At 69.4% G+C, this 12,959-nt stretch carries 13 protein-coding genes; 9 read left to right on the top strand and 4 right to left on the bottom strand.

Translation table 11 applies throughout. The annotated features are described in order from the left end of the window. Positions 1-25 precede the first annotated feature (25 nt). Positions 26-637: a carbonic anhydrase gene (locus tag AC07NB_RS05930; protein ID WP_494571269.1), complete on the top strand. Its 612-nt coding sequence runs from the start codon at positions 26-28 to the stop codon at positions 635-637. A 70-nt stretch (positions 638-707) separates the two neighbouring features. Next, positions 708-1,352, top strand: coding sequence for a CDP-diacylglycerol--glycerol-3-phosphate 3-phosphatidyltransferase (gene pgsA, locus AC07NB_RS05925; protein ID WP_494571268.1), 645 nt, complete (start codon positions 708-710; stop codon positions 1,350-1,352). Between the two features lie 127 nt (positions 1,353-1,479). On the opposite strand, the gene AC07NB_RS05920 is transcribed toward pgsA, so the two are convergent. After that, entirely contained in the window at positions 1,480-3,555 is a 2,076-nt protein-coding gene (locus AC07NB_RS05920; RefSeq protein WP_494571267.1) for a S46 family peptidase, read from the bottom strand. A 119-nt stretch (positions 3,556-3,674) separates the two neighbouring features. Next, on the bottom strand, positions 3,675-5,768 hold the full coding sequence (locus AC07NB_RS05915) for a S46 family peptidase (RefSeq protein WP_492313901.1): 2,094 nt from the start codon (positions 5,766-5,768) through the stop codon (positions 3,675-3,677). A 183-nt stretch (positions 5,769-5,951) separates the two neighbouring features. Here AC07NB_RS05915 and AC07NB_RS05910 point away from each other — a divergent pair, with 183 nt between their 5' ends. Genes AC07NB_RS05910 through AC07NB_RS05900 form a run of 3 tightly spaced genes read left to right on the top strand, consistent with a single transcriptional unit; the run spans position 5,952 to position 8,921 of the window. Continuing rightward, a complete protein-coding gene (locus AC07NB_RS05910; RefSeq protein WP_492313900.1) occupies positions 5,952-7,124 on the top strand; it encodes an ABC transporter permease in 1,173 nt (390 codons plus the stop codon). Then, entirely contained in the window at positions 7,121-7,876 is a 756-nt protein-coding gene (locus tag AC07NB_RS05905; RefSeq protein WP_291834412.1) for an ABC transporter ATP-binding protein, read from the top strand. Before AC07NB_RS05910 ends, AC07NB_RS05905 begins: the two co-directional genes overlap by 4 nt. A gap of 25 nt (positions 7,877-7,901) precedes the next feature. Continuing rightward, the gene (locus tag AC07NB_RS05900) at positions 7,902-8,921 is read left to right on the top strand and encodes an HlyD family secretion protein (RefSeq protein WP_494571266.1); all 1,020 of its coding nucleotides are present in this window, start codon (positions 7,902-7,904) and stop codon (positions 8,919-8,921) included. A gap of 16 nt (positions 8,922-8,937) precedes the next feature. On the opposite strand, the gene AC07NB_RS05895 is transcribed toward AC07NB_RS05900, so the two are convergent. After that, positions 8,938-9,807, bottom strand: a complete 870-nt coding sequence (locus AC07NB_RS05895) for a LysR substrate-binding domain-containing protein (RefSeq protein ID WP_494571265.1) — start codon at positions 9,805-9,807, stop codon at positions 8,938-8,940. A 53-nt stretch (positions 9,808-9,860) separates the two neighbouring features. Here AC07NB_RS05895 and AC07NB_RS05890 point away from each other — a divergent pair, with 53 nt between their 5' ends. From AC07NB_RS05890 to AC07NB_RS05875, 4 genes are all read left to right on the top strand, one after another. Next, positions 9,861-11,015, top strand: a complete 1,155-nt coding sequence (locus AC07NB_RS05890) for an MFS transporter (RefSeq protein WP_494571264.1) — start codon at positions 9,861-9,863, stop codon at positions 11,013-11,015. 66 nt (positions 11,016-11,081) lie between these two features. Next, complete coding sequence (locus tag AC07NB_RS05885) at positions 11,082-11,336, top strand: RebB family R body protein (RefSeq protein WP_291834400.1); 255 nt, start codon at positions 11,082-11,084, stop codon at positions 11,334-11,336. Further along, entirely contained in the window at positions 11,333-11,671 is a 339-nt protein-coding gene (locus AC07NB_RS05880) for a RebB family R body protein (protein ID WP_291834397.1), read from the top strand. The genes AC07NB_RS05885 and AC07NB_RS05880 overlap by 4 nt, the downstream gene beginning before the upstream one ends. A gap of 1 nt (position 11,672) precedes the next feature. Next, a complete protein-coding gene (locus AC07NB_RS05875) occupies positions 11,673-12,023 on the top strand; it encodes a hypothetical protein (RefSeq protein WP_494571263.1) in 351 nt (116 codons plus the stop codon). Here AC07NB_RS05875 and AC07NB_RS05870 read toward each other — a convergent pair. Further along, complete coding sequence (locus tag AC07NB_RS05870; protein ID WP_494571327.1) at positions 12,010-12,807, bottom strand: crotonase/enoyl-CoA hydratase family protein; 798 nt, start codon at positions 12,805-12,807, stop codon at positions 12,010-12,012. The genes AC07NB_RS05875 and AC07NB_RS05870 overlap by 14 nt on opposite strands. Between the last annotated feature and the right edge of the window lie 152 nt (positions 12,808-12,959).

The following is a 12,959-nucleotide window of genomic DNA, read 5'->3' as shown; positions in this document are numbered from 1 at the left end:
GCGCAGGAATGCTTATACGGGCGTCATGACCGACGAACTGGCTTCCGGCTATCGCCGCTTCCGTGAAGAACGCTGGCCCGAGGCCCGCGCCGAATACGAGGCTCTCGCAAAGGGCCAAAAGCCGCACACCCTGATCGTCGCCTGTTCCGACAGCCGCGCCGATCCGGCCCTGATCTTCGATACCGCGCCGGGCCAGCTGTTCGTGGTGCGCAACGTCGCCAACCTGGTCCCGCCCTATCAGCCCGACGGCCACCTGCACGGCGTCTCGGCGGCGCTGGAGTTCGGGGTGAAGGTGCTGAACGTGTCGCGCATCGTCGTCATGGGCCATGCCTCCTGCGGCGGGGTCAACGCCATGATCCACGGCGCGCCCGACAATGTGCGGGACTTCGTCGCGCCCTGGGTCGCGCAGGGCGCGCCCGTCGTGCGCCGCGTCTGCGAGGAGGTCGCTCCGGCGGAGCGGGAGCAGGCGGCGGAGGAGGCGGTGGTCCGCCTGTCGCTGGACAACCTGCGCACCTTCCCGTGGATCGCAGAGCGCGAGGCGGCGGGAACCCTGACGCTGAGCGGCCTGCATTTCGGCATCGCCGACGGCGTGCTTCGCGCGTTGAAGGGACCGGGGCGGTTCGAGCCCCTGGACTGAAGCCCCTTGTGACGCCTCGCCTCGTCCGACGAAGCGTGGCACACCGGACACCTGTTTTCGGAAAGCCGCGATGACCCCCACCCCTCACGCCAATCCCATCCCCAACATCCTGACCGGCCTGCGCCTCGCCGCGGGCGTGGTGATGTTCCTCATGCTGGCGGGCGCGGCCCCGGGCTTCATGGACGGCTTCCTGTCGCCCGAGCAGCAGCTCAGCTTCGGCGTCTGGGCCTTCTGGATCTACGCCGTCGCCGCCTCGACCGACTGGGTCGACGGCTTCCTGGCGCGCCGCTGGCACGCCACGACCCGCTGGGGCGCCATCCTGGATCCGATCGCCGACAAGGTGCTGATCACCGGAGCGATCCTGGGCGTGCTGGCGTCCGGTTCGCTGCCGGGCATCGCCATTCCCTGCGGCCTGATCCTGTTCCGCGAGTTCGCGGTTTCGGCCCTGCGCGAGACCGTGGCGGGCAAGGTCAAGCTGCCGGTCACCCTGCTGGCCAAGTGGAAGACCCTGCTGCAGATGCTGGCGCTGGGCGCCCTGCAACTGACCCTGCTGTGGGACGCTTTCGGCCTGACCAGCCCGGACGGCACCGCCCCGGAATGGCAGACCCATTTCGAGACCTTCGCGGTCGTCCTGACCTGGGTCGCCGCCGGCGTCACCCTGTGGACCGGCTGGCAGTATTTCTCGAAGGCCCAGCAGAAGATGAGCCAGCTCTGAAGGTCTCCCTCCCCCGAAGTGGGGAGGGTGGCTGAGCGCAGCGAAGCCGGGTGGGGAATGCCAAACGCACCCCACCCTGTCGCCGCTTCGCGTCGACATCCCTCCCCATGAAGGGGAGGGAGAAGCCTCACCGAACGCCCAGTTCCCGCACCAGCCCGTCCATGCCGTAGACGTCCCGCAGGGCGGTGGTCACCGCGCCGGTGGTCACGATGACCGAGCGGTTGACGTTGCGGTCGTAGCCGTAGGCGTTGCGCTGGGTCAGGACGGTGGAGTCGAAGTTCGCGCCCACGATCTCTCCCGCCGCCGTGACGATCGGCGAACCCGACGAGCCGCCGATGGTGTCCGACGACACCGTCATGTTCAGCACGGTCGAACCGTCGATGCGGTCACGCGCGGCCAGGAGCTTCGGAGCCAAGTCGAACGGCGCGGCGCCGGTCGCCCGGTCCCACAGCCCGCTGAAGGTGGTGAAGGCGCCGAACCGCTGGCCCGGCACGTCCGACCCTTCGATCTTGCCGTAGGTCAGACGCAGGGTGCCGGTGGCGTCCGGATAGACGGCGTCGCCGTAGGTCTGGAAGCGCAGGGCGGCCAGGCGTTCCGAGGCGCGGTCGGTCGGAGCCTGGACCCGGGCCTCCCAGTCCGAGCGGGCGGCGCGGGTCTCGTCCTGGATCGACAGCAGGTATTTGATCAGCGGATCGTTCGACGCCTCGACGGCGGCGAGGCCGCCCTCCCACAGCGCGCGGCGAACGGCGGGGTCGGCCAGGGTCGTGCCTTCGATCAGGCGCGCCGACAGGCCTTCCGGCGACTCGGCGCCCAGCAGGCCGCGCACCGCCGGATGATCGACCGTCAGCCACTCGCGGGTCTTGGACAGCCACCATTCCATGCGGACCTGCTCGAGGCCGGGATAGACCGGACGTTCGGCGAACAGGCCGGTCTGCACCGCCGCCAGACGGCTGTCGGCGAACTCGGGCAGGCGCTCGGCCGACGGCTTGCCGCGCTCCTGCGCGCCGCGCACGATGGTCCGCGCCCACAGGAACAGCTGGGATCCGCCAGCCACCGGCGTGGTGCCGATGCCGGTCGTGCCTTCCAGCAGGGCGTAGGCCGGATAGCTCTCCCGCAGGATCGGCTGCACGCCGCTCAGCGTGGTCCAGGGATTGTCGGCGCCGACGCCGGCCTCGGCGCGGCCGCGGAAGTCGGCTTCCTGCTCGGCCTTCATGGCCATGAACGACGGATCGGTCAGCGCCCGCATCCGGCCCAGGCCGCGCTTGTAGGTGTTCTCCAGGCCGACGATCGGATCCATGGCTTCGAAGGCCTGGCGCTCGCCCTCTTCGGAGTAGCGGATCAGGCGGCCGCGCAGCTCGGACGCGATCAGCTGGTCCATCGGCAGGACGACGTCGCGCACGCTGAACAGCTGGTCCTGCGTCAGCAGGCGCTGGGTCGCGCCGGGGCTGCCCGAAACGAACACCGGCGTGCCCTCGACCGGACGATCAGCCTTCCAGGTGAAGTGGGTCGGCGTCGCCGCCGGGGCGCCGTTCTCGTACAGGCGGATGAAGGCCGCATCGATGGCGAAGCGCGGGAAGCTGAAGTTGTCCAGATCGCCGCCGAAGGTCGCGGCCCGGTCCTCCGGCGCGAAGGCCAGGCGGACGTCCGAGTATTTCTTGTACGTGTAGAGCTTGAACTGACCGCCCCGATACAGGGTCACCACCTGGCAGCGCTTGTTGGGATCGCCGGCGCAGGCCTCCTGCTCGATCCGGCCCGCTTCCGCGTCACGGGCGCGGGTGAAGGCCTGGCCCGACAGGCCGGCGCCGACGGCGTGCATCCGCTCGGTCACGTCGGTGATGTCGGTCAGGATCTCCGCGCTGCCGCCGGGGCATTTCAGCTCCTCTTCCCGGCTGCGCGGGGTAAAGCCGGTCTCGGCGTAGTTGATCGCCTGCGTCGACAGGTTGGCGATGCAGGTGGCGACGCAGTGATTGTTGGTCATCACCAGGCCTTCGCCCGACACCAGGCCCGCCGAACAGCCGCCGAACTTCACCGACGACAGCCGCACCCGGTCCAGCCACGCCTGGTCGATATGGGTGCCCAGCGTCTGGTTGGCCCGCGCGATGGGGAAGTTGTCGAACGTCCACATGCCTTCTTCCGCCTGGGCGGCGGAGCCTGCGGCGAGGGTCAGAAGGGCGGCGGCGACGGCGGGGGTGAGATGACGCATGAAAACGGACTCCGGGCGGGCGGCGTGCGCCCTCATTTGCGGCGGACCATGAAACCAGAAGGGGCCGCCCGGCAAGTCCGGACGGCCCCTCTCGAAGGCGTTGCGGTGTCGCGCCGGACTTAGCGGCGGCGACGCTGCGGTTGATCGACCCCCAGCTCCTGAAGCAGGCGCGGGTTCGGGTAGATGTTGCGCAGCGCTTCGGTGATCGCCGCGGTCGAGACGGAGACGGTCCGGTTCAGCTCGCCGTCGTAGCCGAACGAGCCGCCCAGCGAGTGGATGTTGCCGTCGAAGGCGGCGCCGATCACTTCGCCGGCGGCGTTGATCACGGGCGAGCCCGAGTTGCCGCCGATGATGTCGTTGGTCGACGAGAAGTCATAGACCACCGACTTGTTCACCCGGCTCTCGTTGTCGATGAAGGCCTGGGCCGCGTTGAACGGCTCGGCGCCCGTGGCCCGTTCGTACAGGCCGCCCATGTAGGTGAACGGCGGCACGGTCACGCCGCGGTAGCTCCAGCCTTCGATCTTGCCGAAGGACAGGCGCAGGCTGAAGGTCGCGTCCGGATACAGGTTGGTGCCGTAGACCGCGAAGCGGGCCTGGGCGACCTTCTCGGCGGCGCGGGCCGTCGGGGCGTTGACCTCGGCGTTCCAGCGGTCGCCGATCGCCTTGGCGGCGTCGTCATTGGCGACGACGAAGGCCAGCAGCGGATCGGCTGCGGCCAGTTGCTCGGTCGTCATGGTCGCGGCCTGGGCGCGGAAGGCCGGATCCGCCAGCTTGGTGCCGGTGATCAGGCGCTCGGCCAGGGCTTCCGGGCTCTCGCGGCCCAGCATCGCCTTCACCTGCGGATTGTCGACCGTCAGGTACTCCCGCGTCTTCGACAGCCAGTAGCGCATGCGGATTTCTTCCATATCCACATAGATCGGCGTTTCGGCCGAGATCGTCGCCGCCATCCGGGTGCGCTGCTCGGCGGTCATGGTGGTGTTCTTGGACGCGCGGACCAGGGCCTTGGCGTAGGCGTACAGTTGCGAGCCGCCGCCGGCCGATTGCTCCAGCTGGCGGACGGGCAGGTAGAGGTCGCGGGCGGTGGCCTGCACGCGCTCCAGGTCGGCCCACGGATCGCCGATGCGCTGGACCAGCGACGGGTCGGCGGCGACGCGGGCGCGCAGCTCGGTCTCTTCTTCCCGCTTGCGGGCCATGAAGGCCGGATCGGTCAGGGCGCCTTGCTGGCCGTAGTAGACCTTGAAGCTGTTCTCCAGGCCGAACACCGGATCGAACGACACGCGCTTGGCCTCGTCGCCGGTCAGCGAATATTCGAGCAGGCGGCCGCGCAGTTCCGAGTTCTGGATCAGGGTGACCGGCAGCTGCTGGTCGCGCAGGCGCTCCAGCTGGCTCATGGTCAGCAGGCGCTGGGTGGTGCCCGGGTTGCCGGACACGAAGGTCACGTCACCCTCGGCCGGGGCGTTCGGGTTCCAGCGCAGATAGTTCTGGCCGACGTTGACCGGCTTGCCGTCCTCGTAGGCGCGCAGGAAGCCCGCATCCAGGGCGTAGCGCGGGAAGTTGAAGTTGTCGGGGTCCCCACCGAAGAAGGCGGCCTGGTTTTCAGGCGCGAACACCAGGCGGACATCGTCGTACTTGCGGAACTTGTACAGGGCGTATTTGCCGCCGCGGTAGAAGCTGATGACCTGGCAGTTGAACTTGGCGTCGCCCGCGCAGGCTTCGGTCTGGATCTTGTTGATCTCGGCCGAGCGGGCGGCGTTGAAGGCCGCGCCTTCCAGGCCCTGGCCGGCGCCCAGCACGCGGTCGGTGACGTCGACGATCTCGGTCAGGACTTCGGCGGTCTGGCCGGGGCAGCGGCGCTCTTCCTCGCGGGTCGCCGCCGTGAAGCCGTTCTTCACGAGGTCCTGCGTCGGGGTGGACAGCTCCTGCGAGCAGCCGACCACGCAGTGCCAGTTGGTCAGGATCAGGCCTTCCGGCGAAACGAAGGAGGCCGAGCAGCCCTGGATGCGGACCGAGGCGTTGCGCACGCGATCCAGCCACGCCTGATCAATGCGGGTGCCGTAGCGCTGGTTCACCGTCGCGATCGGGAAGTTGTCGAAGGTCCACATGCCTTCATCGGCCTTGGCGGCCGACGGCGTGGCCATGATCGCCATAACGCCGCCCACGGCGATGATGGACGCGGTCGCCTGAACAGCGGCGCGCAACGAACGGAACATCATTTTGGCATTTCTCCCTTGGGCCGGCCCCCGGCCTGGTGCGGGTAACTAGCGCCTGTGCAACGCGGTCGTCCACGGTTTCCCGTCGCCGCCGTTTCATATCGGCGCTCGCCTTACCCCGATTTAACTTGGCCACAACCTTGGGCGTCGTCACATAGCGGGCAACGTCCGGGACCCGCTGATTTCATGTCGCTCGCACTTTCAACCCTTCTGTACGAGTGGCGCCGCTACATGGCGGCGGTGATGGCGCTCGCCCTTTCCGGCCTGCTGGTGTTGGCCATGACCGGCGTCTTCATCGGCATCGGCAAGGGCTTCACCGCGACCATCGAGCGCTCCAGCGCCGACATCATCATCATGCAGCCCGGCGCCAAGAGCCTGATGGGCGGACCGTCGGGCGTGCCGCGCCGCTTCATCCCGCTGGCCTACCGCAATCCGGCCGTGGTCGAGGTCCAGCCGCTGGACGGCGCCGGCGGCTCCTTCCAGTCGGTCAAGAACGTCGATCCGACCATGTCGCAGGCCGATCGCGCCAAGATGGGCGCGCCGCGTCAGGAGTTCGTCCAGGCCAGCATCATCGACACGACGCCGGGGTCCGTGACCATCCCGACCGACTATTCCCAGGAACTGGTCGACGCCCTGCGTCAGCCCTACACGGTCGCCATCGACGAGACCGCCACGCGCAAGCTGGGCGTCAAGCTGGGCGACAAGGCCCTGTACAACGGCCAGACCGTCACGGTCGTCGGGATCACCCGCGGCTATCCCAACATGATGCAGGCGACCATCATCATGTCGCGCGACACCCTGCGCATGGTGGGCCAGGCCGATACCGGTCCGCGCGTCGGCCCGCTGATGATCAAGCTGTCCGATCCGACCCAGGCCCAGCGCGTCGCCAATGAGCTGAACGTCCAGGGCGACGGCCAGTGGAAGGCCTGGACCCGCCAGCAGCTGGCTGACGCCAACGCCGGCGCGATGTTCGAAGAAGGCATCCTGGTCATCATCATCGGCGGCTGCGTGGTGCTGGGCACCATCATCGGCGTCGCCATCACCTGGCAGACCCTGCGCGGCGCCATCATGGCCAACATCAAGGAGTTCGCCTCGCTGCGCGCCCTGGGCGTGGGCATGGGGAGCCTGCGCCGCATCGTCATGGAACTGAGTTTCTGGGTCGGCTGCGTCGGCGTCATCGCCGCCATCTTCCTGACCTGGCTGGTGCAGCTTCTGGCCCTGTCCAACGCCGTCATCATCGCCCTGCCGATCCCGCTGCTGATCATCGTGGGCGGCGGCCTGATCATCATCGCCATGCTCTCGGGACTGCTCTCGCTCGGCATCCTCAAGAACAGCCAACCCGCGGACCTGCTGCGATGAACAGTCACACCAAGGTTCACGGAAAACACGGCGACTTCGCCATCGAGGCCAAGGGCCTGGTCAAGCGGTTCAAGTCCGGCAAAAGCTTCGTCGAAGTGCTGAAGGGCGTGGATTTCGACGCCCGCCACGGCGACCTGACCATGGTCATGGGACCGTCGGGCTCGGGCAAGTCGACCCTGATCGCCGCCCTGTCCGGCCTGCTCCGTCCCGAGAAGGGGCGGGTGGACGCCCTCGACGTGGACGACCTGTGGAGCTTCTCCTCGGGACGGATCGACCGCTTCCGGCTGGACCACTGCGGCTTCATCTTCCAGGGCTTCAACCTGTTCCCGGCGCTGTCGGCGCTGCAGCAGGTCGAGATCGTCCTGAAGTTCCAGGGGCTGTCCAAGGGCGACGCCACCAAACGCGCCAAGCTGGCGCTGGAGGAGGTCGGCCTCGGCCATCGCCTGCACCAGCGGCCGTCGGCCCTGTCGGGCGGCGAGAAGCAGCGCGTGGCCATCGCCCGCGCGCTCGCCAAGGATCCGAAGATCCTGTTCGCCGACGAACCCACATCGGCGCTGGACGGCGAGAACGGCCAGGTGGTCATCCGCCTGCTGCGCCGCGCCGCCACCGAACACGGCGCCGCCGTCATCTGCGTGACCCACGACCCCCGCCTCGAGGCCTGGGCCGACCGGGTCATCCACATCGAGGACGGCGTCATCATCAGCGACGAACGCCGCACCCCCAATCCTGACGCCGTCTTGGCGTCGCACTGAACGCCTTCCAGGACCGAGAAACGACATGCTCCGCTTTCTGAAGAACAAGTGGCTCTGGATCGGCCTGATCGCGGTGATCATCGCGGTCGCCGGCTTCACCATGGTCAGGGGTAACGCCAAGGCGAAAAAGGCCGAGGAAGAGAAGGCCGCCGCCGAGAAGGTTGAAAGCCCGTATGCGGCGATCGCCAACGGCAAGGTCGATATCGAGGGCGGCATCATCCAGATCGCGGCCCGCCGCGGCGGCGTGGTTCGCGAGGTTCTGGTGCAGGAAGGCGACCGTGTCGTCGCCGGTCAGATCCTGGCCCGTCAGGAAGACGATGAACCCCGTCTGGCCCTGCAGACCGCCAACGCCGATCTCGTCGCGGCCGAAAGCCAGCTGCGCCTGATCCAGGTCAACATCCGCACCGCCCAGCGCGAGTTCGAGCGTCTGGAACATCTGGCCGCCACCAACTTCGTCGCCGCTCAGCGCCTCGACCAGGCCCGTGACGCCATCGCGTCGGCCCAGGCCCAGCTCGGCTCGCAGCAGGCGGCGGTCGAGACCGCGCGCGCCCGCCGCGATCAGGCGACCTATAATGTCGAGCTGACCGTCATTCGCTCGCCGGCCAACGGCCGCATCGTGCGCCGCTACGCCAACCCGGGCGCCGGCGCCTCGACCCTGAACGTGTCGAACATGTTCGATCTGGAGCCCGACGCCCCGCGCATCGCCCGCGCCGAGATCGTCGAGAGCGACATCCCGAACGTGACGGTCGGCCAGCAGGTCGAGATCACGCCCGAAGGCGACACCTCCAAGGTCTACGTCGGCACCGTCCTGCGCCGCGCCGCCGTCTTCGGCGCCCGCAAGCTGGCCTCGGACGATCCCTCGCAGCGTTCGGACGAGCGCGTCATCGAGGTGGTGGTCACCGCCGGCGACGCCCCGCTGCTGATCGGCCAGCGCGTGCTGGTGAAGTTCATGAAGCCCGGCCAGGTCGCCGGCGCCCCGCGCACGGTCGCCGCCGGCGTTCCGGCCGACCGCTCGATGCGCGCCCCGGCCCGTCAGGGCGGTTGATCAACGGCTGTGAGGATCAGGTTCGCGTCGCGCGGACCTGATCCCTCAGCCATCGCAGCACGGTTCGCTCGCTGCGGGTCGCCTCGCCTCGCCCGCGGATGACGGCCAGCACGCCGCCGTCCGGCACGAAACCGAACGGCGCCGCCAGCCGCCCGGCGGCCACCTCATCCTCGACGATGGCCCAGGGCAGCACCGCCGCCCCCAGGCCCGCCACGGCGGCGTCCACCACCACATGAAGATGCGCCAGCGTCCGGTTCCGCCCGCTCGGCGGCGTCTGTCCGGTGACGGCCGTCCAGTCCGTCCAGGCGCTTTCCCGGGTTCGCGTCGTCAGGCGCGGCGCGGTCGCCAACGTTTCGATCAACTGCGGCGCGCAGACCAGTCCGATCCGGTTCTCCGCGAGGATCTCCACCCCCGGCTCTTCCGCCTGGACGCGGTCGATATAGCGCAGGGCCAGGTCCGCGCCGCGCTGGCGCAGGGCGTGGGTCTCCAGTTCGCTCAGTGACAGCGCCACCTCCGGGTGTCGCGCTTCGAAATCGGCCAGCCGGGGCACCAGCCACTTCACCGCGAGGCTCGGATGCACCGCCAGTCGCACGGTCTCGCGCTCGCGCACCTGCCGCACCGCCGCCGCCAGCGTGTCGAAGCCGGACGTCAGCCCCGCCAGCAGGGTCTGGCCGGCCTCGGTCAGCTTCAGTCTGTGCCTGGGGCCCTCGAACAGTCGCACGCCCAGCGCGGCCTCCAGCGCCTTCACCTGCCGGCTGACGGCGCTGTGGGTCACATGCAGTTCGGCGGCCGCCCGGGTGGCGCTGCCGGTCCGTCCCATGGCCTCGAAGGCGCGCAGTCCGTTCAGCGACGGCAGCGACCCACGAGGTGTGAGGTTTTCGAACATGGTCTAGCCGATAAGTCGCTTTCGCGGGCGCCGCAATCCCGCGATCCAGCGCCATGTTCACGCGCGCCCGTCTCGTCGTCCCCGTCCTCGGCTTCGGCCAGATCGTCGCCTTCGCCTCCAGCTACTATCTGCTGGGGGTTCTCGCGGACCCGATGGCGCGGGCCTTCGGCCTGCCGCCGACGCAGGTGTTCGCCGCCCTGTCCGTCGCCTTCCTGATCTCGGCGGTCCTGACGCCCTGGGCGGGCCGGTGGCTCGAGCGGCGGGGCGGGCGGCGCGTTCTCGGATGGGCCCACAGCGCCTTCGCCGCCGCGCTGCTGCTCATGGCGACGGCCCCGTCGAAATGGGTCCTGCTGGCGGCGGTCGCGGGGCTGGGCGTGGGCATGTCGATCGGCCTGTACGGCTCGGCCTTCGCGACGCTGGTGGAAATCCACGGCGCGCAGGCGCGTCGTCCCATCACCGCCGTCTCGCTGCTCGGCGCCCTGGGCGGAGGGCTGGGCTGGCCGATCAGCCGCCTGATCGTCGAAACCTTCGACTGGCGGATCGCCTGCGCCGTATGGGCGTTGGCGCATCTGGCGCTCTGCCTGCCCCTGACCGCCTTCGTCCTGCCGCCCCGACCACCGGGCGTGATCGATGGCCGGGCGCCCGCGGAGCGCATCCGCTGGGACCGCCGCATGGTCCAGATCGCCGCGGTGTTCGCCGGAGGCTGGATGGTCTCGACCGCCATGGGCGCGCATCTGCCGCGCCTGCTGGCCGATCTCGGCCTGACGCCCGCCCACGCCGCCTGGGCCGCGGGACTGATGGCCGCCAGCGCCGTCGCCGCCCGTCTGTTCGACCTGCTGATCCTGCACCGCTCGCACCCGGTCCTCACCATCCGGATCGCCAGCCTGTTCCATCCTCTGGGCGCGGTCCTGGCGCTGCTCGGCGGCGCGCGCCTGGCGCCCCTGCTGGCGGTGGGGCAGGGGCTGGGCAACGGCCTGCTGTCCGTCGCCGCCGGCGTCCTGCCGCTGCATGTGTTCGGCCCGGATCGCTACGCCGTCCGGCAGGCGCTGGTCCTGACGCCGGCCCGCTACCTCCAGGCGGTCGCGCCCGCCGCCTATGCCTTCGCCGTGGACGCCTCGCCGGCCGCGGCCCTGATCCTGTCCGGCCTGGTGTGTCTGGCCATGTTCGCGATGACGCTGGGGCTGCGGCCGGTCGGGGAGGTCGCATAGCTTTCACTATGCAATCGATGCGAGAGGTGTAGGCTCCCGTTTCTGAAGCTTCACAGGAGACGTGCCATGGCCTTTCCGACCGCCGTCAACGACCAGATCACCGACGCGATCACCCAGAGCAATGTCAGCGTGCTGGGCGAGTCGCCCGCCGTGGCGCTGGGCAGCCTGTACCAGAGCATGGCGCACGCCACCGGCCTGATGTTCCACAACGCGGTCGCCGCCCAGCAACAGCAGAACATCGCCGCCCAGGCCGCGACCACTCAGGGCGTGATGCAAATTTACAGCCTGGACACCGTGGCGACCAGCAAGATCCTCGGATGAAACGGCCCACGCCGAAGGCTGGAGCCGAGGCCGGACCGGCGCAGCCCGCCGCGCGGTCCCGCTATGCTCACGTCAACCGGGAGGTCACCGACTCGGTGACCGAAACCAATGTAAAAGTGACGGCCGAAGCGCCCGCCATGGCGATGGGCGGGCTGTTCCAGAGCTTCGCCCATGCTTCGGGGATGATGTTCGAGAACACGACCGCCGCCCAGCAACAGCAGTTGGCGCTCGCCCAGGCCGCGAGCGACATCGGCATCGCCTTGCTCTATCGGGCGGCGGGCGTCACGCCGCCGACGCCGGCGAACGGCAAACCGCCCGTGGAGGGAACGACCTGAGATGGCGAAGCCTCCGCCCCCGAAACCCGCGCCCCCGAAGCCGTCCAAGTCCGTTCCGCCCACGCCGGACCCGACCATCGACGCCATGGTTCGACTGGCGGTGGCTCAATCGGTCTGCATGAATCTGATCGACGCCGCCGCGCATGTGCGGCGCACCTCCATCCTGGTCGAGGCGGCGAGCACCGCGGCCCTGATGCGCGCGCTTCAGGCCCCCGAAGGCGACAGGAGCTGGGTCCAGGCCCTGGAAGGCGCCGGAGTGATGATGAGCACGGCCTCCTCGGCCTTCGTCGCCGCCACACAATCGGCAATGGCGATGGCGGTCGATCCGCCGAAGCCGCCTAGCGTCCGTTGAAGTCCGCGGACCGCTTCTCCAGCACGGCGGCCACCCCCTCGGCGTGATCGTCGGTCAGATGGGCCAGCGCCTGCATGGCGGCGGTCATCTCCAGGATCTGGTCGAAGGTCGCGTCTCGGCCCTGACGCAGCAGGGCCTTGGTCATGCGCAGGGCGTTGGGAGCCTGGGCCGCGACCTGGCCGGCGGTGGCGAAGGCCTCGTCCAGCAGGGCATCGGCGGGAACCACCCGGTTGACCAACCCCCACTCCAGCGCCGTCTGAGCGTCCAGCGTCCGGCCGGTGAACAGAAGTTCCGCAGCCCGGACGTAGCCGACGTTGCGCGGCATCAGCCACGCCCCGCCGTCGCCCGGCAGGATGCCCAGCTTGAGGAAGGGCACGCCGAAAGAGGCGGCTTCGGAGGCGATGCGGATGTCGGCCAGGCCGGCGATATCGCAGCCCAGTCCCATGGCCGGGCCGTTCACCGCCGCGACCAGCGGAACCTCCAGTCCATACAGAGACCGCACGATCCGGTGCACGACGCGGCGGTAGCGCTCGCGGATGTCGGTCCCGGCCCCGGCGAAGAGGTCGCGCCTGTCCTGCATCGCCCGCAGGTCGCCGCCGGCCGAGAAGGCTCGGCCCGCGCCGGTCAGCACCACGCAACGCACATCTCGGTCGGCGTTCACGGCCTCGCAGGCGGCGGCGAAGGCCTCCCCGTCCTCCAGGTCGGGCAGGGCGTTCAGCCGCTCGGCGCGGTCCAGCGTCCAGAGTTCGATCGGGCCGCGGCGTTCAATGTGGATCAGGGTCATGACCGAGCAGTGCCGCATTCGGCGAGCGCGCTCAAGCTGCCGCCGGGGGAGCGCCGACCCGCTCAAGCCGCGAGCGGCCGCGTCGCGAACGGTAGCGCCCTCTGGAACAAGCCGCGCTCAAGCCGCGAGCGACCGCGTCGCAAGCGATAGCG

The sequence above is a fragment of the Brevundimonas sp. GW821-FHT09G01 genome, assembly GCF_059416065.1.
Note: the sequence above shows the minus strand (reverse complement) of the source record. Positions and strands in the feature narration are given on the sequence as shown.